The 23,029-nt window shown below is 55.0% G+C and carries 20 protein-coding genes and 1 pseudogene; 9 read left to right on the plus strand and 12 right to left on the minus strand.

Features of this window, described 5'->3' with window-relative positions; all coding sequences use genetic code 11:
* The first annotated feature begins 36 nt into the window (after positions 1–36).
* From AC3IUF_RS03730 to AC3IUF_RS03745, 4 genes are all read left to right on the plus strand, one after another.
* Entirely contained in the window at positions 37–1,995 is a 1,959-nt protein-coding gene (locus AC3IUF_RS03730) for a DUF1302 domain-containing protein (RefSeq protein ID WP_489280413.1), read from the plus strand.
* Positions 1,996–2,159: 164 nt separating this feature from the next.
* Complete coding sequence (locus AC3IUF_RS03735) at positions 2,160–3,533, plus strand: DUF1329 domain-containing protein (protein WP_489280415.1); 1,374 nt, start codon at positions 2,160–2,162, stop codon at positions 3,531–3,533.
* A gap of 159 nt (positions 3,534–3,692) precedes the next feature.
* Positions 3,693–4,046 carry a type II toxin-antitoxin system HigB family toxin gene (locus tag AC3IUF_RS03740; RefSeq protein WP_228759094.1) on the plus strand — a complete coding sequence of 118 codons (354 nt, stop codon included), beginning with the start codon at positions 3,693–3,695 and terminating at the stop codon, positions 4,044–4,046.
* A 53-nt stretch (positions 4,047–4,099) separates the two neighbouring features.
* Positions 4,100–4,573 (plus strand): helix-turn-helix domain-containing protein, encoded by a 474-nt coding sequence (locus AC3IUF_RS03745; RefSeq protein WP_007911534.1) that lies wholly within the window; start codon positions 4,100–4,102, stop codon positions 4,571–4,573.
* A gap of 145 nt (positions 4,574–4,718) precedes the next feature.
* Here the strand turns inward: AC3IUF_RS03745 and AC3IUF_RS03750 are convergent, their stop codons facing one another.
* Both AC3IUF_RS03750 and AC3IUF_RS03755 read right to left on the minus strand, forming a co-directional pair.
* Positions 4,719–5,582, minus strand: coding sequence for a methyl-accepting chemotaxis protein (locus AC3IUF_RS03750; RefSeq protein ID WP_371748303.1), 864 nt, complete (start codon positions 5,580–5,582; stop codon positions 4,719–4,721).
* Positions 5,577–6,638, minus strand: a pseudogene (locus AC3IUF_RS03755) (methyl-accepting chemotaxis protein); the annotation flags it as partial. The gene AC3IUF_RS03750 and the pseudogene AC3IUF_RS03755, both read right to left, overlap by 6 nt.
* 253 nt (positions 6,639–6,891) lie before the next feature.
* Between AC3IUF_RS03755 and pmrG the strand changes: the two are divergent.
* Together pmrG and AC3IUF_RS03765 are read left to right on the plus strand one after the other, a co-directional pair.
* Positions 6,892–7,563: a lipopolysaccharide core heptose(II)-phosphate phosphatase PmrG gene (gene pmrG, locus AC3IUF_RS03760; protein ID WP_489280417.1), complete on the plus strand. Its 672-nt coding sequence runs from the start codon at positions 6,892–6,894 to the stop codon at positions 7,561–7,563.
* Entirely contained in the window at positions 7,560–8,381 is an 822-nt protein-coding gene (locus AC3IUF_RS03765; protein ID WP_489280418.1) for a phosphatase PAP2 family protein, read from the plus strand. The genes pmrG and AC3IUF_RS03765 overlap by 4 nt, the downstream gene beginning before the upstream one ends.
* A gap of 62 nt (positions 8,382–8,443) precedes the next feature.
* Here the strand turns inward: AC3IUF_RS03765 and AC3IUF_RS03770 are convergent, their stop codons facing one another.
* The 4 genes from AC3IUF_RS03770 to AC3IUF_RS03785 all read right to left on the minus strand — a co-directional run bounded on the left by AC3IUF_RS03770 (position 8,444) and on the right by AC3IUF_RS03785 (position 12,325).
* Positions 8,444–9,883 carry an ArnT family glycosyltransferase gene (locus tag AC3IUF_RS03770; protein WP_489280419.1) on the minus strand — a complete coding sequence of 480 codons (1,440 nt, stop codon included), beginning with the start codon at positions 9,881–9,883 and terminating at the stop codon, positions 8,444–8,446.
* A 68-nt stretch (positions 9,884–9,951) separates the two neighbouring features.
* Entirely contained in the window at positions 9,952–10,539 is a 588-nt protein-coding gene (gene rimJ, locus AC3IUF_RS03775; RefSeq protein ID WP_489280421.1) for a ribosomal protein S5-alanine N-acetyltransferase, read from the minus strand.
* A gap of 248 nt (positions 10,540–10,787) precedes the next feature.
* Positions 10,788–11,162 carry a DUF6124 family protein gene (locus tag AC3IUF_RS03780; RefSeq protein ID WP_095114203.1) on the minus strand — a complete coding sequence of 125 codons (375 nt, stop codon included), beginning with the start codon at positions 11,160–11,162 and terminating at the stop codon, positions 10,788–10,790.
* 239 nt (positions 11,163–11,401) lie between these two features.
* Positions 11,402–12,325: a hypothetical protein gene (locus AC3IUF_RS03785; protein ID WP_489280423.1), complete on the minus strand. Its 924-nt coding sequence runs from the start codon at positions 12,323–12,325 to the stop codon at positions 11,402–11,404.
* A gap of 216 nt (positions 12,326–12,541) precedes the next feature.
* Here AC3IUF_RS03785 and AC3IUF_RS03790 point away from each other — a divergent pair, with 216 nt between their 5' ends.
* Entirely contained in the window at positions 12,542–13,582 is a 1,041-nt protein-coding gene (locus AC3IUF_RS03790) for a DMT family transporter (RefSeq protein ID WP_489280425.1), read from the plus strand.
* Between the two features lie 131 nt (positions 13,583–13,713).
* Here the strand turns inward: AC3IUF_RS03790 and AC3IUF_RS03795 are convergent, their stop codons facing one another.
* Entirely contained in the window at positions 13,714–13,971 is a 258-nt protein-coding gene (locus AC3IUF_RS03795) for a hypothetical protein (protein ID WP_489280427.1), read from the minus strand.
* 373 nt (positions 13,972–14,344) lie between these two features.
* Here AC3IUF_RS03795 and AC3IUF_RS03800 point away from each other — a divergent pair, with 373 nt between their 5' ends.
* Positions 14,345–15,079 (plus strand): hypothetical protein, encoded by a 735-nt coding sequence (locus AC3IUF_RS03800; protein ID WP_057396610.1) that lies wholly within the window; start codon positions 14,345–14,347, stop codon positions 15,077–15,079.
* On the plus strand, positions 15,069–17,348 hold the full coding sequence (locus AC3IUF_RS03805) for a DEAD/DEAH box helicase (protein ID WP_057396611.1): 2,280 nt from the start codon (positions 15,069–15,071) through the stop codon (positions 17,346–17,348). The genes AC3IUF_RS03800 and AC3IUF_RS03805 overlap by 11 nt, the downstream gene beginning before the upstream one ends.
* Positions 17,349–17,627: 279 nt before the next feature.
* Here the strand turns inward: AC3IUF_RS03805 and AC3IUF_RS03810 are convergent, their stop codons facing one another.
* Genes AC3IUF_RS03810 through AC3IUF_RS03830 form a run of 5 tightly spaced genes read right to left on the minus strand, consistent with a single transcriptional unit; the run spans position 17,628 to position 21,977 of the window.
* Entirely contained in the window at positions 17,628–18,926 is a 1,299-nt protein-coding gene (locus tag AC3IUF_RS03810) for a hypothetical protein (RefSeq protein WP_489280428.1), read from the minus strand.
* A gap of 56 nt (positions 18,927–18,982) precedes the next feature.
* Positions 18,983–19,279, minus strand: a complete 297-nt coding sequence (locus AC3IUF_RS03815) for a hypothetical protein (protein ID WP_489280429.1) — start codon at positions 19,277–19,279, stop codon at positions 18,983–18,985.
* Entirely contained in the window at positions 19,276–20,256 is a 981-nt protein-coding gene (locus AC3IUF_RS03820) for an integrase domain-containing protein (RefSeq protein ID WP_057410723.1), read from the minus strand. Before AC3IUF_RS03820 ends, AC3IUF_RS03815 begins: the two co-directional genes overlap by 4 nt.
* Positions 20,234–20,593: a hypothetical protein gene (locus tag AC3IUF_RS03825; protein WP_426135065.1), complete on the minus strand. Its 360-nt coding sequence runs from the start codon at positions 20,591–20,593 to the stop codon at positions 20,234–20,236. Before AC3IUF_RS03825 ends, AC3IUF_RS03820 begins: the two co-directional genes overlap by 23 nt.
* Positions 20,577–21,977 (minus strand): YfjI family protein, encoded by a 1,401-nt coding sequence (locus tag AC3IUF_RS03830; protein WP_430954167.1) that lies wholly within the window; start codon positions 21,975–21,977, stop codon positions 20,577–20,579. Before AC3IUF_RS03830 ends, AC3IUF_RS03825 begins: the two co-directional genes overlap by 17 nt.
* Between the last annotated feature and the right edge of the window lie 1,052 nt (positions 21,978–23,029).

Here is a 23,029-nt window from a genome sequence, read left to right on the forward strand (position 1 = left end):
AACACCAAAACAATAAAAACAGGGAAGGAGGAACACATGATCAACTCTCGATTGCGCCTGACGGGCGCGGCGCTCCCCGGTGTCGGCCTGGCCGGGCTGCTGCAACTGTGCGCAGTCGATGCGGCGCACGCGGTGGAGTTCAACTTCATGGACAAGCAGGTCACCGGTTCCCTCGACACGACCTTGTCTTACGGCCGTTTGTGGCGGGTGCAGGGCCGCGACAAGACTAACGATGACGTCAACACCAACGACGGCAATCGCAACTTTGACACCGGGCTGGTTTCCGAGGTGTACAAGATCACCTCCGAGCTTGAAGCCAACTATCAGAATTACGGTTTGTTTGTGCGCGGCACCGCGTTCTACGACACGCAACTGATGGACAAGCGCAACGACTACTACGACAACAACAGCCCGTCGCAACCGAGCCAGAGCTACCCGCAGGACGATCATTTCACCAGTCAGACCCGCGACATCGCCGGCAGCCGCATCGAGATGCTCGACGCCTATGTGCATGGTAGTTGGGACGTTGCGCAGATGCCGGTGACGGCGCGCATCGGTCGGCAGGTGTTCAACTGGGGCGAGGGGATTTTCTATCGCGGCGGGATCAACACCACCAACCCGGTGGACGCCGCCAAGTACCGCTTGCCTGGCGCGGAAGTGAAGGAAGTGCTGGTGCCGGTCGAGGCGCTGAGCTTCAACATCGGCCTGACCGACTCACTGACCATGGAGAGTTTCTACCAGACCAACTGGAAGGAAACCCGCATCGATCCGGTCGGCACCTTCTACTCGCAAACCGACTTGTTCGCTGACGGTGGCAACACCGGTTACAACAACTTCAGCGGCACAGCGCTCGACACGCCGGTTCCGGGGTTTGGCAACGTCATCGGTTTGTACAGCGCGTTGGGCAATAACCCGTTACTGAGCTCCGCCCTGCAAACCACTGGCCTGTACGCCAACGGCGTGACGCCGGCCTATGGCAATACGTTGAAAGTGGCGAGCATCGGCAAGGACTACAACGCGCGCAACGATGGCCAGTTCGGCTTTGCCTTTCGCTACATCGCCGAGCAGCTCAACAGCACCGAGTTCGGGTTGTACATGGTCAATTACCACGCCAAGGAACCGACCATCGCTGCCGATCTGGGCGGGTACAAAGGCATCGACATGGACGCGCTGACCAACCTGTTGTCCGGTGTCGCCGGCAGTCAGGCCGGGGCGCTGGCCAACGGTCTGGCGACGGCCGATGTGATGGGCAATATTCAGGCGCATCGGCGCTACGCCGAAGACATCCGCATGTACGGCTTCAGCTTCAACACCACGTTGGGTGAGGCTTCGGTGTTTGGTGAAATTGCTTATCGGCCGAACCTGCCGATCGGTGTCGCGGCCACTAATGATTTGATTGGTGATTTGGCCAACGGTGCGGCAGTGGCGGTGACGGGGCGGTCGATCAACGTCGGCGGGCAGATGGTCAATCTCAACAGCGAGATCAACAACGCCGAACGCGTCGAAGCGTTCAACACCTCGCTCGGCACCATTTACAACTTTGGCCCGACCGCTTCGTTCGACTCGCTGTTCGGTATCTTCGAACTGGCCTCGGAGCACCTGCGCGGCAGCAGTCTGCAATACACCGCGTATGACGGCAGCCGTCGCTTCTACGCCGGCACCGGTAACTATTCCTATGTCTCCGGCGGTGATCGCGACGATCAGGTCAATCGCAATTCCTACAGCTATACGGCGATGCTCAACGGCACCTGGAACGACGTGTACGCCGGGGTCAACGTCTCGCCCTACATCGTCTACAAGGACGATTTCGAGGGCAACAGCTATCAGGCCGGCAACACCATCGAAGGTCGCAAGGCCTACACGCTGGGGATCAAGGCCAACTACCAGAACAAGCTCGAAGCCGAACTGCAATACACCGAGTTCTATGGCGGCGGGCAAAACAACGGCATTCGCGACCGCGACAACGTCGGGTTCAACCTCAAGTATTTCCTTTGATTGCCCAGAACAAAACTTGCGGCACCCCGTCCCCCTGTGGGAGCGGGCTTGCCCGCGATGACGGCAGCACATTCGACATCAATGATGGCTGACCCAGCGCAATCGCTGGCAAGTCGAGTCGTCGCACCGCAACTCCCACAGGTTTCTGTATTTTGGAGAAGATCATGGTTCGCACTTCAAGATTGACCAAGGCTTCGCTAGGGCTTGTTTTAGGCCTTGCCGCCGGCACCGCACTGGCCGCCATCACCCCACAACAAGCCGAACAACTGAAAACCACGCTGACCCCCATAGGCGCCGAGCGCGCGGGCAACTCAGCCGGCACCATCCCTGCGTGGACCGGCGGCATCACCCAGGCGCCGGCCGGCTACAAACCCGGCCAGCATCACCCCGATCCGTACGCGGCAGACAAACCGCTGTTCACCATCACCAAAGCCAACCTCGACCAGTACAAGGCCCACCTCAGCCCCGGTCAGATCGCTCTGTTCAACAGCTATCCCGACACCTTTCAGATGCCGATCTACCCATCCCGGCGATCTGGCTCAGCGCCGCAATGGCTGTACGACAACACCCTGAAAAACGCCACCTCAGCAAAATTGCTCGAAGGCGGCAGTGGCTTCTCTGATGCCTACGGCGGCGTACCTTTTCCGGTGCCCAAGGATGGCGTTGAAGTGTTGTGGAACCACATCACTCGCTATCGCGGCATCTACGTCGTGCGCCGCGCCTCCGAAGCACCGGTGCAGCGCAACGGCAGCTTCGCGCTGGTGACCTCGCAGCAGGAAGCGCTGTTCAACTACTACCGCCCGAACGGCCAGTTCGCCGACCTGAAAAACATCCTGTTCTACTACCTCGCCTTCGTGAAAAGCCCCGCACGCCTGGCCGGCGGTGCCGCACTGGTGCACGAAACCCTCGATCAACTCAAGGACGCACGCCAGGCCTGGATCTACGACGCCGGCCAACGCCGCGTGCGCCGCGCACCGAACCTCGCTTACGACACGCCGATCGCTTCATCCGATGGCCTGCGCACCGCCGACGACACCGACCTGTTCAACGGCTCACCGGATCGCTACGAGTGGAAGCTCAAGGGCAAACAGGAAATCTACATCCCCTACAACAACTACAAAGTCGCCAGCCCCGAGGTGAAGTACGCGCAATTGCTGACCCCCGGCCACCTCAATCCGCAATACACCCGCTACGAGTTGCACCGGGTCTGGGTGGTGGAAGGCAACCTGAAACCCGGGTCGCGGCACATCTATTCCAAACGCGTGTTGTTTCTCGATGAAGACAGCTGGGGCGCGGCACTGGTTGATCAATACGACGGGCGAGGGGAGTTGTGGCGGGTGTCGATGGCTTACCTGAAAAACTTTTATGACCTGCCGACGACGTGGAGTGCGCTGGATGTTTTCCACGATTTGCAGGCGCGGCGTTACTACGTGCAGAACCTTGATAACGAAGAAGCGGAGACTGTCGATTTCGCGCAGCCGGTGCCGGAGGATGCGTATTTTATGCCGTCGGCGTTGCGGCAGCGTGGGACGCGGTGATGGCTGAAGTTTAAGTCCGCACCACTGACAGAAAAAAGCCCGAAGCCACTGATACATTTGGCTTCGGGTTTGTTCTGTGGAGCTAAATATATCTACTTTACAGATATCTGTATTTGAGATAATTTGGGCGCATGTAGGGATACCAGAACCGAAAATTGTATGAGAGTGATCACAAAAGCGGCGGTTGCGCGGGCCATTGAGACTCATGGCCAGTGGAGAGATCCTCTCACCTTGTGGCTAACCATCTTCGACAGAGCATCGCTGCGCTTCGAGTCGTTTGAGAAGCTTCGTCAAGACTGGGCCAGCGCCTCAGGTTGGAACGTTGATCGTATCCCTCACTCGAAGCTGAGGCTGACGAGCAAGAAAGGTCCGCTTGATATTTACGTTTTTGATATCAAGAAAAACGAGTGCCGTGTCATTACGTGGATCAACACGAAGACTGGCACTATCTATATCAAGGACATTCTTCCCCATGCCGGATATGACAAATGGTGGAAGGGTGATGTCAAGTAGTTGGCCAGAATGAAATACGCTATTTATGTTTAACGAAAATAAAGGTGATCTCAATGAAGCGTAATAAAGTCGAAGCGACAGGACTGGATTCCTTCATAGCCGATATTTCACCCATGCTTGAGGGGCTGGGCGATCAGCTAGCGACTTTGTCCAAGTTGTTGTCTGCCTGCCATGATCCGATAAAAAATGATGACGATCTGCAAGTGCGAATGGCCCTGATTGATGAGCTTTATTCCCACGCGAACACCGAGGATCATGCTGCGGCACGGTTTGCGGAGTTTGTGGCTGATCGGGTTTATGAGTACGAAAATGAAACGGTGTTGATTGCTTATTCGTCCCAATCTGAAGCGCTGGCGTTTCTGCTGTCGGAAAGAGGCGTTAAACAGAAGGACTTGTCTGAGATCGCAACTCAGAGTGCTGTTTCAGAGATATTGAATAACAAGCGAAAAATGACCGTTGCTCAGATAAAGGGATTCGCCGAGTTCTTTAAAGTGCCAGTCGAGTTTTTTATGCACGGTGTGGTTTGACGCTAAGCGGTGAAAGGCCTGACGCAATCGCGGGCAAGCCCGCTCCCACAGGTCATGAGTCGAACACAATATCTGTGAACGACCGAAAAATCTGTGGGAGCGGGCTTGCCCGCGATTGGTTTTTGGCTTCAGCGCTATAAGAAGATCAAACGCGGAAGTGGCTGACCATCTGCTGCAACTGACCACCCAAACGCGCCAGTTCAACGCTCGACGCTGCCGTCTCATCACTCGCCGCTGCGGTCTGTTCCGACACGTCGCGTACGTTGATGATGCTGCGGCTGATCTCTTCGGCCACGGCGCTCTGCTGTTCAGCCGCTGCGGCGATCTGCTGGTTCATCGACTGGATGTTCGACACCGTGCGGGTGATGTTTTCCAGTGAGGCGCCAGCCTTGCGGGTCAGCGCCACGCTGCTGTCGGTCAGGGCGCGGCTGTTGCTCATTACCGCTGAAACCTGCTGGGTGCCGTTCTGCAGACCGGCGACCAGGCCTTCGATTTCCTCGGTGGATTTCTGTGTGCGCTGAGCCAGGCCACGAACCTCGTCGGCGACCACGGCAAAACCACGACCGGCTTCACCGGCGCGCGCGGCTTCGATCGCAGCGTTGAGGGCCAGCAGGTTGGTCTGCTCAGCAACAGCCTTGATCACGTCCATGACGCTGCCGATCTTGTCGCTTTCCTGTTGCAGCACGCTCATGGCTTCGGTGGAACGCACCACTTCGCTGGCCAGACGTTCGATCTGCGCGATGGCTTCGTTTACGACTTTGTCGCCTTCACGGGCTTCGCCGTCAGCGGCGGCGGCCGCTTGCGAGGCTTCTTCGGCGTTGCGTGCGACTTCCTGCACGGTGGCAGTCATCTCGTGCATCGCGGTGGCAACCTGATCGGTTTCGACCTTCTGGCTGTTCACGCCGGCGCTGGTTTGCTCGGTCACGGCCGAGAGTTCTTCAGCGGCGCTGGCGATCTGGGTGACGCCGTCGCGGATGCCGCTGATCAAGTCACGCAGGGTCACGCCCATGCGTGCGATGCCTTGTTGCAGCACGCCGAGTTCGTCGCGGCGGGTGACGGTAACGTTCTGGGTCAGGTCGCCGCTGGCGATGCGCTCGACCACGGCGAGGGTTTCTTGCAGCGGACGGGTGATCTGACGGGTGATGATTACCGCAGCAATCACGCCGACCAACAGCGCCAGCAGGGTGCTGATCAACTGGAAGGTGCGCGCCTGGGCACTTTCGATATCACGACGGTCGAGCTGGATCTGATACAGCTGCTCGCTCGTGGTAACGATGGCGGCGCCCTGATCGGTCATTTCCTTACGGGCCTGCACCGCGTCGGTGTTGGCGTTTTTGTACGCCATCAATGCGCTGCGATAGTTGACCAGTGCGGTTTCCAGCTGACGCAGCGCGTCTTGCTGAGAGTCGGCGAAATGCACGTTCAGTTGCTTGAGGCTGGCGATTGCGACATCCAGTTGGCCGACGGCTTTCTGCTCGGTTTCGGCGTTGGTGGTGGCGGTATAGCCGCGCACTTCGTAGCGCGCGAGGATGAACGCTTCCTTGGCGGCGGTGATCGCCTGGAACTGTTCGAAACGCTGTTCGCTCATGTCCATCTGCTGCACGCGTTTGCTGATCGATTCGATCTGGTTGTACGCGGTCTCGGCACTCACGCTCATGCTGTCGCGGGCGCTGTTGCCGGTGCGATAGGCGTTACGCATTTTGTTCAGCGACGTCTGGTATTCAGCGATGGTCGCTGCCTGCTCCTTGAGCAGTTTGACGTTTTCCGGGCTCTTGAAGCTGTTGATCAGCTTCTGTTGCTGCGCGGCGAAGCTTTCGAGGGTGGTCTGCACATTCTGCGCGGCGGTTTCATCGCCGTTGGTCAGCATGTACTGCAGGCGCACCACGCGCAGTTTGGTCAGACCGGCATTGAGCTGGGTGATATCGCTCATCCAGTTGCTGCGGTCGATCAGGCCACCGAGGCTGGTCCAGCCTGTCAGGGCCAGCACGCAGGTCAGGGCCAGCACCAGGCCGAAGCCCAGGCCTAATTTCATGTTCACGCTGATGTTGCCGAACCAGCTATTCATCAAAAATCCTCCAGAAACGTTGGGTTTCTTGTCGTCAGTTAGGCTGGAAGATTGTTGTTTTTTTGAGCCAGCAAGGGTGTTAGCAGGTTTGTATCGGCCGCATTTCCCAGAGCTGAAAGGATTTTGTCCTACGGAATTTGTAACATCGGATCCCAAGACTTTTTTCACATGGGTTTCACTGGCTGCCTACGCCCGCCTCTGTACCTTCGCCGCATCGAATGAACCCGTGATGCAGAGTGGCGAGGCGGTTTTTGTGGAATTGAGACTGAGTCTGTTCGGCGTCAAACGCTCGATCGATCTGAGCTTTTTGGCGCGTTTTCGCAACACTTGGGTGGTGTTGGCGTCATCGGTATTGGTTATGCCACTGACCCTGTGGTTGCTGGCGCCGGCGGCGGTGCCGGACCTGGCCCACGGCAACGTGGCGGGTGCGCAAGCGTTGGCGACGGGCTGGGCCAAGGGCGAGATGATCGTGCTGGTGCGTCACGTCGAGCGCTGCGATCACTCTAAAGCTGCCTGCCTGAGTGGCAACGACGGCATCACCGATCGCTCGCGCAGTGTCGCGGTGGCGGTCGGTGCACAGTTCGAACAACTGGGCCTGAACAACGCCGACATTTATAACAGCCCGTCGATGCGCACGGTGCAGACCGCCGGTTACATGTTCAACCATGCCGCCAGCGGTGACGATTGGTTGATCAACTGCCGTGGGCGCATGTTGCAGGATGCGCTGGCCCACAAGCTGCCCGGTCGCAATCTGGTCCTGGTGACCCACAGCGAATGCATGGCGCAAATCGAGAAAGACCTCAAAGTGCCGACCTCGGACATGGGTTATGGCTCGTCATTGTTTGTTTCCGCTGCCAGCCCGGCGGCTCCCAAGATGCTCGGCTTTATTGAAGCCTCCGACTGGCGCACGGTGAATAGCCGATGAAATCCCGCTTCTACGCTTACAACTTTGGTATTCCGCTGGCCTGTGCGGCGCTGGTGTTCCTGATGTTCGACATGACCAAGATCGACATCGCCTTCAGCAACCTGCTGTTCGATCCGCTGACGCAGACCTTCCCACTCGACAAAATCCACTTCTTCGAAAAGCTCACGCATAAATGGGCGCGGATCATTCCCAACTGGACGGCAGAAATCGCCCTGATCGGCGCGCTGTTATCGCTGGTCTGGCCATTGGTCAATCCGCAGAAACGTCCGCGACTCGGTGCAATGCTGGAGCGCAGCAAAGTCGCGCCAGTGCTGCGATTTGCCGCTGATCATCGTAGGGATTTTCTGTTTGTGGTGGTCGCATTTGCGGTCTGCACCGGGGTGATTCATTTCCTCAAATCCCACACCAGCGTTTACTGCCCGATCGAGACCACGCTGTACGGCGGGAAAATGGCCCACATTGAGTGGTACAGCAATTTTCAATTGTTCCACGAAGCCGGGAGTGGCCGGTGCTGGCCGGGTGGTCATGCGTCGGGCGGCTTCACCATGCTGGCGCTGTATTTCGTGGCGCGACGTTATCAATGGCGTTTTTCCAGTGCCATCTTGTGGGGCTCGCTGTTGCTGGGGTTCGTTTATGGCACTACTCGCGTCCTGCAAGGCTGGCACTACATGTCCCACACGTTCTGGGCCGGAATCTTCGTGTGGCTGGCGTGTTTGCTGACGGCGTTGGCCTTCTACGGGCGGGCGCGGCTGGATGTGCCGTTGCTGGGCAAGCGCGCACAGAAAGCTTTCAGTGCGCAGCCTGAGGTCTCTCTCTGAACCCGTTCAGATGAAATGAAAACCCGCCATCACGGCGGGTTTTTTATGGGCCTGCGCAGGTCTCAATAGCCGACGAAGTAATACGCCTGTCGTCCGACCATCATGGTCTTGAGCACTTTCAGTGGGGCGGCGGGTTCGCTGTCGCCGGCCATCACCACGACATGGGATGGCGAGGCCGCGAGGAAATCTCGCAACTGCACTTCGGTATCCAGGCCTTTGAGCACTTGCTGGGTATAGAAGACCGTAGCGCCACCGACCCGCTCATTGGCCTGAAACAGCGCGACTTGATGCCCAGCGGTTTGCAGCGTCTGAATTTCAGCGCTCAACGGCAGGAACGAAAGCTTTTTGTCGGCGTGGGGCAGTGCCCACTGCGCGGCGGCGAGGTAACTGCCGATCACCAGCGTGAGCACACCGACTGCCAGTGTCTGACGCTGCCGGGCGATTCGGCCTACGAATCCATTACCGGATTCATACTGCTTCAAGCGCTCGAACAGCACGCCTGCATACTCCGCTGCGATCACCGCGGCGGCCGGTGTCATCGACATCAGGTACACCGTGCGTTTGCTCGACGCCAACGTCAGCATGATGAATTGCGCCACGATCCACAGGCTGAAAAACAGCAGGTAACGGTCGGCCTTCAATTGTTTGCGGAAATGCCAGAGCCCCAGGTACACCAGAATATTCCATGGCAGAAAGGCTTCCGGCAGTTTGGCCAGGTAGTAATAGAACGGTTCATAGTGCCCGGCTTCGACGAACGAACCGCTGAAGCGCCCGACGCTGTTGGTCAGCAGCACCTCTTTGACGGCCTGCGCACCGCCGTGCTGGAAGAGGATGACGAGCCAGATCAGCAGCGGAATCAAACCGACCAGTGTCAGTAAACCCGGGCGTAACCAGTCGGCGATTTTCAGGCGCTTGTCCATCAGGTTGTCGGCCAGCAGATAGGCGAAAATCACCACGCCCGGCATGGCCAGCCCCAGCACACCCTTGCTCAATGTAGCGATGGCGATCCCAACGACAAACAACAGCGAGTTGCCCGCGGTCGACGCCCGTTGCGCCTGGAAAAAGGCCAGCAGCGCGGTGGTCACGCCGAGGGCGAGCAACGCGTCCTCACCGACCCCGCGCACGTTGCTCCAGTAACTGGCCATGGTCGCGAGCAGAATGCCTGCGGTCCAGGCAATCATTTTCGGCCGCTCGAAACGCCGCAACATGCCGTACAGCAGCATCACGCTGAGCAAGCCCGCCACCGCCGACGCCAGTCGCACGGCCCACGGTGAAACGCCGAACACACGCATGGCGCCAGCATCCAGCCACAGGCTTAACGGTGGTTTTTCCAGAAACGGTTCACCAAACAGACGAGGTGTCACCCAGTCGTCGTCCAGATGCATCTCCATGGCGATGCCAGCCACGCGGGCCTCGGTGGAGCCTTGCAATTGATGGCCGCCCAATGCGAAGAAAAACAGCAGGGCGGCAAGCAGAAACAGCGAAGTGACGGCACGTGACATGGGGTTCAGGCAACCGGAAGGGGCGGGAGGCCTGAGCATACGTCGGCAATCCTGAACAAATTGTGAAGCTAGGCCAGTTGTCGTGACCAACGCTTCTCCGGCGTTTCGAACAGCGGATTGACCAGCGCCGTCAGCACATGATCCTGCCAGCGCCCGGCAATGTTCAGATACGCCTTGGCGTAACCCTCGTGCTCGAAGCCCAGGCGTTCAAGCAAGCGCTCACTGCGATCGTTGCCGGGAATGTAGTTGGCCATGATCCGATGCAGGTTCTGGGTATCGAACATGTAAGCGATGCCAGCCTCCAGCGCTTCCTGCATCAAGCCCTGACCCTGTTGGGCCTCATCGATGTGATAACCCAGATAACACGCCTGAAAGGCACCACGAATGATGCCGCTGAAGTTGCACGCGCCGATCATCTGCTGGCCATCCGGCGTCAACAGCGCAAAATGCATGGCCAGCCCGGCCTCGAATGCGCTGGCCTGCACGTCGAGTCGCCGGCGAATCTGCTCGGTGGAAAAATACTCAGTGGTGCGGATCGGTGACCAGGGCGCGAGGTGGCGCTGGTTGCGTCGGTAGAACTCGCTTTCCAGCTCGGCCTGCTCCGGTGAAAGTATCGCGAGCGTCAGGCGTTTGCAGGGCAGGGTCAACAGCGGCATCGGGCGCTCCGGCTTGTGGGATCTGCAGGCAGAGTCGCGCAATCACCGGGGTTACGGCAAGTCGTGGCGAAGACAGGACTTTGTTTCAGGCAAAAAAAAGCCCGCAGGAGCGCGGGCGAACCGTAGTTTCTTGAATGAGCGAGCGGACTGTACAAGGGTTGGCCGCGCAGCTGCAGTGAAGAAAAATTCATCTCGATGGGCGGCCCCAATGCAGTCCGATGCGCAACCGAGCGCCGGGGTTTCGCCCGTCAATGGCGGGTTTCAGGCCCGGTAGTGTTCAGCGGTTTCTGCGGATCAAGATTGTCCCGTGCCCGACAAATCAGGATCTCGGCCAGTGCGCTCAATTGCTTCATGGCCACCGCCACATGGCGTTTTGAGCCGTCGAACTCATCGGCAAAGGTTGCGCTGATGGCCGCGAGGGAATCGAGGATCTCGCTGGCGTGGGTGAGCAGGGTCAGGGTGTCGACATCGTCGCGCACCCTGATGAGTTGATTGAGCGGGATGCTACGGCGCCGTTTGTGCGCTTCGCTGTGTGCGCTGTTATTCGATTGCGGTTGGGTGCTGGACGTTGGCGCGTCGGACGGTGCCGGGCCAACCAGCGAAAGACGGGGGATTTTCTTCATGACGTAGCTCCGTGGAGTGAACATTCACTGCAATTGCGGCTGCCAAACCGTCCGCTGGATGGCAGTGGTCGTGGAGCGTAACGCCCTGAGGAACTGTGCACCAGTTCATCAAAGTCGACGCGTGTTGCAGGAATTTTCCTAGGACGTTCGATGTGGGAGGGCGGGCGTAGCGATAAAACCAAACGGCAGTCGCGGTGATCACGGATAGTCATTTCAAGACGTGTGGTCCGGACGGGAACTCAATACTCCGCCACCTTATCTCCGCGCAGAACCCACCCGGCCTCGCCCGTCACCAACGTGTATTGAACCTGGCGCATCTTCCCCGTGCGGCCTGCGCCTGCATCAGTGCTGTCATACACCGGGAAGCGCTGCACCAAGGCGTTTTCCACCACCGCAAACGAATCCTCGCCCTGATAGCCCTCGGCGATGTTTGGATTGTCGCTGACCGGCGGCAGGTAGATTTCGCTCAGGGATTTCTTGTTGTTGGCTGAATAGGCAATCAGATCGCCCGGCATGCCGCGTCCGGGAATGCGGGTGAAAACGTAGATTTCGGGCGAGCCGTCGTTGTTCAGGTCGCCAATCTCGGCGCGGACGATATCGCCCTTGAGCGGCCGGGTAATCGCGCTGTTGTCGATTTCCAGGCCTTTGGGTTCAATGCGCAAAACGGCTTGGCCATCGGCCTGTTCACGGCTGACGTGAAAGCGGATGCCCTGCAATTCCAATGTCTGCTCGAACGGTTTCGTCCCGTCCGCCGCATCAGCAGTGGCGAGCCTCAGAGACAACGCATAGTTGGCGACTTCATTGCGCCGTGCCGCATTGCGCATGAGGTATACCTGAACGGTGTACTCGCCATCGGAAGGTAAGGTGCCGGAAAAGTGATTGCCCATGATCGAGCCGTTGAACAGTGCGTAATCCGCGCCCTTGGCAGTAATGTTGAAGTAAGCGGAGGTGTTGGATGGTTTGAAATCGACGGTGAGCATCTGGCCGGTCCTGGCGTTGAATCGGTACTCCGCCGTTTGGTCACCCTTGATCGACTGTTTGCGCTGGACACTGTCGGCGCTGGTTGTGAAAGCGATCGGTTCGATGCGCACAGCGCCAGCATCTGCTGCGTGGACAGGCAGGGAAATCAGTGCCGCCAGTGTGGCGGCGATCCAGATCTTCATCTTCAACTCCATTCATCTCGATGTTTGCAGCATAGAGGCTGCGTCGAGCCAGCGTCCTGGATTGCGCGGATTAAATGTTGCTGGATTTGAGCGTGTGCTTGAAGGGGCGGCCAGCGTTGGATGTTCGATCCATCAGGAAACCGTTCACATAATTCTCACCTGAGTTCTGCCATGATCATCACCGGCATTCCATCAGCCCGAGTGAGTGATTCCGTCATGAATGTGAGCGTTCTCTACGCTTTGGTTGCGGCAGCATTGTTTGGCGCCAGCACGCCACTCGCCAAGCTGCTGGGGGTACAGATTTCACCGATTCTATTGGCCGGGTTGCTCTATCTGGGCAGCGGGCTGGGTCTGACCGTCCTGCGTTTTGCCCGCGATCGAGGCTGGCAGCGCTCCGGACTCGGCACCGGCGAATGGCCGTGGCTGATCGGAGCCATCGGCTTCGGCGGTGTACTGGCGCCAGTGGCATTGATGTTCGGTTTGACCAGAACATCCGGCGCGAGCGCGTCACTGATGCTCAATCTGGAATCAGTGCTCACGGCACTGTTGGCGTGGGTCGTGTTCAAGGAAAATGCCGATCGGCGAATCGTGATCGGCATGCTCGCCATCGTGGCCGGTGGTGTCGTGTTGTCATGGCCGCAGGAGGCCGTGTCGGCGCAGGACTGGACAGGGCCGCTCGCCGTCGCCTTCGCCTGCTTTTGCTGGGCCATCGACAACAACCTGACGCGTAAGGTCTCTGCCTCGGATGCACTGTTTATCGCGGGCAGCAAAGGTCTTGTGGCGGGGTTGGTCAACTGCGGCCTCGCCTTGTTCATCGGCAAACAACTGCCCGCAGCCGACTCGCTGGTGCCCATCCTGCTGGTCGGGTTTATCGGCTACGGCGTCAGCCTGGTGATGTTCGTTCTCGCCCTGCGCGGGCTGGGCAGTGCGCGCACCGGCGCGTACTTTTCCACCGCGCCGTTTCTGGGCGCAGCGATCTCGATTCTGCTGCTGGGCGAGTCGGTGTCGCTGATGTTCCTGCTCGCCGCAGCGTTAATGGCCGTGGGGGTATGGATTCACCTGATGGAAAACCATAGTCATGAGCATCAGCACGAACGGCTCGAGCATGAGCATCGCCACATACACGACGAGCATCATCAGCATGCGCACGGGTTTGAGTGGGATGGAACGGAGCCGCACAGTCATCCGCATGTGCATACGCCGATGCGTCATCGGCATGCGCATTTTCCGGATGTGCATCATCGGCATGAGCATTGAGGTGTGTGGGGAGGGATTGGTTTTTGGCGGTAGGGGCTGGATGGGACGGCCAGATGCGACAAAGCCCGCACTTGGCGGGCTTTGTCGTTGAGAGTTGGTGGAGCCGGGGGAATCTGAATTAAATTGCTAACCTATTGTTTTTGATGATTAAAATCTGTTCTGATTTTTCGATGGAATACCATTTGGAATACTAAAAACCAAAAAAGAGGCTTTTTTGTATTTGGCTTAATGAAAGTAAGACGCTCAGTCGGTGAGGCTGCAGCGCTTGGAGCCCGGAAAGTAAATCTGTCTCCTTCATCCCCAATCCTTTCGGCAGCTACCATCGTTTCTTTTGACCTCACGCTGGCCATCAAGCATAGGCACTGCGGCATAGTGTTGTGGCTCAGCATGATGAATCCTCGCGCTTGCCCCGCCAAGCCAGGGCGGCTCATAGCAGAGATTTCCTGCTTCCATCCAGACTGGTTTAGGCAGTAGTTTTCCAAAAATTAGACCAATGTAGTTACTGCAGGCTCTTTACCTTCTAAGCCTAGCGCGCTAGCCTCATCCGTGATGGCGATGTGCCTAATCAGGGATTCGATTTGTGGCTAAGACTACCTATAGAGTGGACGTGCCTTGCTTTTCGCTTAGAGCTGATTCTCGTCAGTTAGGGTGCGCTTTTCTTCCGCATTCCTTCTTTCTCATAATTCCAGACCTCATAAGACCCGCAGACTGTTGTGGCGTACTTCCTATTTTTTTTAGCCCGCTTTTCAAGGAGGAATCTACGTGACGATAACTTATGGCGGGACGCTTCCGGATTCTAGCTGGGGGTGTGAGTTCACCGAGGTATTTAATGCAAATGGAATTGACTTCGTAAAACTCTGCCATGTTCATGTGTCCCAGATATCAAAAATAGCCAAGGTGCTTTCCGAGTCTGTAGTGGATACTTCATGGATGATGACCTTGGATGCCGGCACCAGATCCTCCTATGAATACACTGTTCAAGAAACCGCGCAGCTTCTTGTCGAAATATTTAAAGCTGCTGAAAGAGAAGACTCTGTCGTTGATGAGTTTGGTGAGCTAATGGTCTCAATGGGAGCGGCCAAAGCTCTTGAGGTTGTTTTCAAACACACTCTCATACCCATCGCGGAGCTTTGGAAGCCTCAAGCTAAACAGAATGAAGGCTTCGATTTTCATAGTATATGCCCTGGCCATATCATAAATTTTGGAGAGGCGAAGTATTGCTCAAGCACTACTTCGTATGGGCGTGCGCTAAAACAAGCTGGAGATTTCGTTACGGTAAAAAAACACAAACGAGATAGGGTTCACTTAGTAAGCCTGGCTACAAGCGAAGGGATTTCTAATCTTGATAATAATGTTCATGGTGTTATTGCGGCGTTTTCGATTCATGCTGATGATCAGCTCACAGTATATAGAAATGCACTAAAGAAAGCTGCAGAGTTTTCCGAAAATCATAGCGTGAAATTTGTTTATATGATTGGTGTGACTCATGAAGGTTAGATTGATTCGAAATAGTTTAACTCCTTTTGAAGATCTGGTTGGAGTGCTTGATGAAGTCCATAGGATAGGGCCGATTAATTCAGGTATATTAGAAACTCTATCTTTATATAGAGTGTTTCATCCGGATGTGTTTTCTCAGCTTGAAGAGCGAATAATCTCCGCGCTAGGACTTTTCTATAAGGTGATTAGGCCTGAGAACCTATACTCTTTGCTTCTATCTTCCATAGGTGAAGCTCATAAAAAAGCCTACGGGGGATACTTGACTCCCGTGCAGGCAAGTGTTCGTCGAGCTATTGATAGCAAGCAATTTGTATCAATATCGGCGCCAACTAGTGCTGGGAAGTCCTATTCGATTCGGGATTTCATTGCTGAGCAAGAAGGTGATGCAGTTGTTGTTGTACCTTCTAGAGCCTTGATTGCTGAATATATAAATACTATGAAGGAGAGGTTTGATGGCGATAAGGGGGTGATGATCACTCCATTTGTTGACGCTATTTTTACAAGTCGAAATCCTCGTAGAATATTTGTACTCACTCCTGAGCGAGCTAGAGATCTTTTTACAACTTCAGCCAAGCTGGATTTAAGAGTCTTTTTCTTTGATGAGGCACACGTTTCTGAAGATCGGTCGCGGGGTGTGATTTTTGATGTTTTAGTAAGGCGAATACAAAAAACATTCTCATCAGCAAAACTTATTTTCGCTCATCCTTTCGTGGACAATCCTGACGCTCAGTTTAAGAAGCACGATATTCCTGAAGGTAATGGTTATGCTAGGTCTTACACTCATGGGACAGTGGGAAAAATTTGTGTCTTCCAGCATTCAAATGGCAACTGCTATATATTTTCACCTTTCGAAGAGAAAGGTAATCTTCTACGCAATTGTGTAAAGTTTGAGGGTGGATTTGAGTCTTTTGCCTTTAGTGGTGATCATTCCATTTTAATTTATGTGTCCAAAGCATCTATTTATAATGGCTCCTTTCTAGAGGGGTATGAAGAGCATATAGCCAAATTTCCTAGCATTACGCATCCTAAGGCCAGGCAGATAATAACTTCTGTCGAGAATTTGCTTGGTGCCAACAAAATTGACCACCGCTCAAGAATGGTTGAACTACTGCAAAAAGGAGTAGTCATCCATCATGGATCAGTTCCGTTAGAAGTGCGCTTTTTGGTCGAAGAATTCATTCGGGCAGGTTTTGCAAAAATTTGTTTTGCAACCAGTACCCTTGCTCAGGGTGTAAATATGCCCTTCGATATCGTCTGGCTAGACAATATGCGATTTCAAGGCGAGAGTGACGAAGAAAAGTCACTTTCATTTAAAAACTTGATTGGGCGAGCGGGGCGGCTTTCAAAACAAGCGATATTCGATTATGGATATGTGTTTACAAGAAGCGCTGATCTTTTCATTACTAGGATTAACGATAAATTTGTGTTGAACGAAAGGTCAGTCATAGATCAGCCGTATGACGAAGATAGTGATAACGCCGAGCTCTTAGATTCTATGAAAGATGGGACATTTGACGACGAGCTCCATTTGCCCTCTACAAAAATTGATAGATTATCCTCTCCTGAAGTTATTGACGCTGCCAAAGAAATATTGGGTGTGCTTTATGGCTCAAATTTGACTATTAGAAGTGTCCTTCAGGGAGATGAAAATCGTGATACCAGAATTCGCTTGAATGACTATTTTTTAGTTATCTTCGAGCGTTCTTTGGACAGAGAGCTAGGCAAGGGGGAGATGAATGTCTTTGAAAGTGCAATCAGTATAATGCTTCAAACGTTTCAAGGGCGATCATTCAAGGAGATTGTAGGGGTTAGATATAGCCGTATATCACGTAGGAGCTTTGGGCGTCGTGGCGCCGCTGAGTTTTCTCAGCCGGCTCATAAGTTACCTCATAGTGGTCTTTATGTATATTCACTTCACAAGGATGGGACGCCCGCAACTGATGTCAGTTACGATGTGATCGTCTTTGATACATATGACTATCTAGATCAGGTTATATCTTTTTCCCTGTCGGACGTTTTTATAGCGGCTTTTAAAGTCTACAAAACGTTAACCGCTGATGCCCGTGCAGACAAGATGATTGAGTTGTTAAGGTTTGGAACAAATAATTCGATGCATATGCTACTTATGCGTTACGGTTTTGCGCCCGAAGATATCGAAGAGATCACCGGTTATGTGCAATCTATATCGGAGTCAAATATAGTATTTAAAAGCACTGTTTACGAGGCGCCTTATCATGTGCGAGATATTATCGATTGGTACCTACCGTAATGATAGGGGGGCGTTATAGGCTGTAGTAAACGCTACTGGGTTTATTGTCGGTCTTGCAAGCTCCATTGTTTGTTTTTAAGAGCTGCTTAATAGCGTGGAATTTCAATTTTAACTGGAAAGCAATGCAGGAAAACTGGGGTCAGACCACGTTTACGTGCAATAGGGTGCAAGCTGTTTATAAAGATAGTGGTCTGGCCAAAATTTATTTTTTGATTTGAAAATGTTTGGGGAGGGCTTGTGACTCACCGAAAAATTAAAGGGCTGCTCCGTAGTGTAAACCTACCATGAAGGATGCTCAGGTTTTTTTTCTCGAGCTATAGATACTCGTTGAACGACCTCATGACATTTGTCTTTATAGGTCTGTTCCTTTAATAGCGTCATGGCGTATTGCTTTAATTCGGATTTATTAGAGAAGCCTTTGTCAGCAATTAGCTGGATTAATGTTTTAATATAGCAAAATATCGTCTCGGATACGTCGTCCGGATCATCGGGGATCTGGTAAAAATCTCTTCCTTCATGAACTAGTTTGTTTCGGATGTCGTTGTATATGCGGTCGAACTCCTCAAGGATGGATTGGAATTTGTTGGGGGAACGTTCGCAAATAAGGGCGGCTATGTAACTCCGATGTTTCCAACCCGTCCATTTTTTTTCAGGATCGGCAAGGCCGTCGAGTGTAAATAAAAGATTTAAGAATTGTGACTCGCTGCCAATCGAGTAAAACGACTGCCTGCACGAGCGTAATGATGAAGTTACGGATGAGGATATTTCGCTTGTAATTTCTTCATTGTAGATGGCGGCTAAATAGTGAGTGCCTGGATAGAACAGGTCGTCGACTTGAGGTCCTAGCCAATTATTACTAACCGATAGTGGCTTTGATATTCCGCTAAGTTTCAGCGGTTTCAAGTGTGTTCTCTCAGATGGGATGATTTCGACATCATAAAAGCCATCATCGCGCTGTCCAGCCGGATTTGGCGTAAATGCTTTATTTTTAAAGGAGCTGTGGGAGTATCTTATGATGTCTAAAGCATGTTCTGCTAAAGATAAGCATTTATTTATAACGTAGTCGTTATGGTCTATAGTGCGATTGAGCCTTAGTAGGTCTCGATAGTTTAGTTTGCAGTTGAATTGTACGTACTCAGTTTCTAAGTCTGATAACCGCTCGTAGGGCTCTTGGTCCAATTCTTTGCGGCAGAAATATTTATACTTTCCCAGGGTTAAGGTTTTTTGTATGTAGATTTTTTCTAGAGGGATTATAATTGTGCAGTTTAATGTTCTGTTATCTGTCTCCAGTTCAGCTATTTCGGTATTGGAGTCGTGAGACTGAGCTTGCTCAATGTCAATCCAGTCGAAGCAGTTCCTGAAGTCTTCAAGTATATCTCTGTCGTCTTCGTCGGCAGTAAAGCTTGGTGCGCTAAATGTCACGCCATCGCCTTCTGGGAATGCACTTGCCCAGTACCCGAGGCTTCTCAGTTTTTTAAGTGAGCTTGATATTTCAGCATTTTTATTTACGAACTCCTCTCTACGCCATACGAGATTTCCATAATGGCCGACTCTAGGTGGCAAAAATCTGGCTTTCATTTGATTTCCTTATTTGAGAGCAATCGTTTTGTCAATTGTTAAGGCCGGTGTGTCGTCTATCCAAGACGCATCGAGATATCCATCAGCAGTTGCCGGTCATTCCTTAGCCGCTCCCAGATCAACAGAGCTGTGAGTCGATAATAATACCGGGTGGCGTCGCAATGGTCGTTCAGGTGTTGAGTGAGAAACCAGCGCACATGCTTGAGCTGCCAGGTCCAGGGATTATCGCGTTGCCATCGTTGTTGAATGGTCGCTTGCATGATTCGGGCTTGGCGTAGGTGGCGTTGCTGAGTGACCTTCGAGCCGGTCAGTACGCCGCTCAGGAACAGCGCCATATCGAAGGACTTGGTCATGCTCGACCTCCAATGTAGGCCGACATCACATCGATCCGGTTATGCCCGAGTTCAAGGCTGATCTGTTGGCGCGCCTGTTGATCAAGGTCGCGGTCAATGCGATAGCAGTGACCACCATTGACCGGAGCCGCGTGGCCAGTGAGCTGCTCGTAACGTTCGCAGGCGTAGGCCGCTCGCAGTTCATGAAAACCCTTCAGCCCGTGTTCATGCAGCGTTTCACGGGCGGGAAGTACGGTCTGTTGCAGGAACGCGGCGTAGCTTTCGTCTCGGGCCAGCAAGTTGCGGCTGCGGGGCGGCGATGCCTTACGAGCAAACAGCAGCGCCGCTTTCACCTCTTCATTTACCGCGACCCATCGCGGCGCTGATGCGCCTGAGCGGCCGCCTTTGGTGCCGTCCTGGATATTGATGCGGCCTAAGTGTTCGGCTTCGCGGTGCAAGCGTGGCAGGTCAGCCAGGATCGCTTCGCGCAGGCGCATACCGGTTACTCGGGCCAACAGGACAATCGCGGCCACCCGCTCGTGTTGCTGTTTGCCAAGCGCCTCGAATACTCGCCGTACCTGTTGCTGGTCTTGGCCATCCGGCGCGCGGGTGCGTACGCTCGAGCGCTGCTGTCCCAACGCCTGGCTCGGACTGGCGATCCTCACGTCCTGATCACCGCGCAGTGCCGCGAGGGTGCGGTTAACACTGCTCAGACGGTTCTGCGCAGTAGCGATGCAGAGTTCGCCTTGCTGGATCTGCTGGCGCAGGTAAGCGGCGTAGTCTTGCAGCGTCTGTCGATCGATCTGGCGCGCATCGTTGTAACCGGGTCCATCCTCTGACCGACACCAACGCACGAACGCTTGCCAGCGATCGCTATGCGCTTTGACCGTGGCGAAGTGGCCGTCGGCAAACAGATCCTTGAGCGCCTGTGGGCCAGCGTAGCTCAGCTGCCGACCGTAGCCAAAGTTGCGACCCTCACGCCGACCGACCAGAGCCATCATCATCACCGTTTTCGTTTGTTTGCAGAAAGAGCAGCAGGGCTTTCCAGTGGGGGCTGAGCCTGTCCACCTGCCGCCAGTGTGTCGGGCGGATCAGGAGGGCGTTCTCGTGGTGTTGCAACAGTGCCCCTTCTTCACGTAGTTGCTCAATCAGCAGGACGAGGTAGGCAGGATCAAGTGGTGGTGTGGCGACAGCGGCGACAGTGGCGACAACCCGCGTCGTTTCTGGCCTGGGGCGCGGCGACAGGGTGGCGACAGAGGTGGCGACACGCCGCGATTCTGGCTGCGGTTGATGTTGCGCTTGGTAGCGGCGCACCGCGTCATTGAGGCGGAACATGGCGTACCTCGAAGGTTCTTCCATCGCGACTGCTCAGCCAGCGATGAGTGATCAGTACGACCAATAAAGAGGCGGTATGGTCAGCGCTCTTGCGGGCAAAACGAGGGCCGTTGCGATTGACGTCTCGGATGCTGAAGTGGGTCCAGCCTTTCTGCACCAGCCAGCGCAGCAGCCGATCCGCCTCTTCGCGTCGGCTATTGACTGGCTCCTGTTCGGTCAGGCGCTGGATCTCGGCCAGGTAGTAATCCATCAACGTGGAGGCGCGCTGGATGTGTGCTTCATCTAACTGACTGGCCTCTTCAACCATGGCCAGCACGCCCGCGATGCGCAGCACATTCGCCGGGGCTTTGCCCGCGAAAGGCTGGACACCGGCTAGCTCGCCGAACTCGCCAGACTGGCACTCGATGGTGTCGTGAATATCAATCCAGGCACGACGGGCACGGGCAGTCAGCTCGAGCGTGGCGGGATTGAGTGAGCCATCCTTGTGAAGCGACCAGGGCTTTTGCAGCAGGGCGGTGATCCGCTGTTGGTAGCCCTGGACTTTGGCATCTCGGGTCAGGTCGATTGCCTTGTAGAGTCTCTGGCCAGCCAGGCGCTCGGGCCAACTGATCAGGCAGCGGCCGAGGATGCCTTGGCCATTGATCACCGGGTCTTTGAACAGTTGGTTGGCCAGGTAGGGCTGCAGCATCAGATGCAGACTGAGGCGGCGGTCATAGGCGCGCAGGCTTTCTCCGGCCATGGAACGCGCCCGGTCGATCGGGCTACCATCCCACAGTGTCGACAAGGTGGTGATCGCCTTGAGCAGGTTCTCTTTGCTCATGGTGCTGCTGCCCAAGAACTGGCCACCTTCATCATTGAACAAGCCCATGCTGGGCAAGCCCTGGCACAGGCTTTTGACCAGAGCCTCAATGGTGGGCTCGGCAATGATCAATCTCGGCGGCACTGGCTCGGACAGCTCACTGCCTTCCGTCTCCGCGTGTTTCTTAGAGGTTTTAGGTTTGGCCATGATGCTGCTGGCGGCGCGATAGGCTTTGAGCTTTTTCGAATACAGGGTCCACTGCTGTTGTTCCCAGTCGCGCGCCGCCTTCAGTGCCAGATGATCCACCGCACTTTTGCGATCACCCGAGGACGCCACCGTCAGCAGGTAGAGGGACAGCGGATAGGTTCGGCCGTCGAGTTGGACATTGGCATGGCCCTGGCTCACCAGGGCAGCAGTAGCCAGCACCGATTGTGCAGCCATGGCGCAGGGCACGCCGATCACCTCGGCCAATCGTTCGACCGCAGGGCCTAACAAATCCCCGAGTGCTTCGACCGGGTAGGGCAGTGGCGCCTGCTGGTATTCCAGCAATGGTAGTGGTGGCTCGAACGCTTCGCACAGTTGCATCGCCATTCTCCTGGGTTTATCGACTTCGTCCTCACTCATCCCGCCACGGTTGTTGAGTGTTATCAGGGATCAAGGCCCCTGCGACCTGTGAGGTTTGTCCACTAGCGCGGGACTGACGGCTCCTTACGACCGGGAGCTTGGGCATCTCATGATCTGGCCTCCTGAACACCTCCGAAGAAGTGGGCGGGTGGAGGCTGCACTGGCTGACGAGACCAATGCCGCGAGATCCTGAGTCAGGTGAAGGCAGTGATGTGATGACCGGGGCATGCCTGACTGTCAGTCAGGTGCAGTCCATTTCATGGGCTGCGGCACCATCATCGGCATCGCTGTGGTGAGTGAGCATTCGGTGTTTGTCACGCCGATTGTCACGAGGGGGAAAGCCGCAAAGGCCCGTGCGAGTGGGGCAGCAGCAGTGTGATATGCGCCCGTCTCTTTAGGGGGCAAAGAGACGGGCAACAGGTTGGCGCAAGAAATGGCCAAGCGAATAAATTGCTGCAGAGCAGCCAGGAGAAGGCCTGAGTTGCCGCAATGGGCAAAGCTGAGAAGTAGGCATCCATCACATCGCTGTGACCGTGCGAGCCGCCGGACGCTAATCGCACTTGGGGGTGAACCACCACAATGTGGCGTAGCCTCAAAGGTTCTGGCTACCTGGGTGCTGTCAAGGACAGCGCTTGTACAATTCTGGTTTAGCGCTCGTTCCGCTCGCGGTCAACAGTATTTTGGGGGCGGCTCTTTCGCCAATCGGTAGCGCAGGAAGACCTTGGAGGTCGGTGGTTTTCCATGGTCGGGTGGTCGTTCGTCGGTCTTTAATGTGAACCTGCGTAATTGCATGGACTTGACCATTTGCATTGTCACTGACCAGTCAATTGCATTCGTGCTGATTAACCGTTTGCATTCGACTTGACCAGCACACGCCGTAGTGACGACCGGCGGAGAACGGCCAATAGCCGCCAGTCCTGACTGATTGCTTTCGGCCGAGGCTGTGTAAAAACGTTTTCGAGCAGCTTTGGCGGCCTGATTGGGAGCTAAAATCGCGCGCCTATGTAAATTCC

The organism is Pseudomonas sp. KH_040 (genome assembly GCF_057839305.1).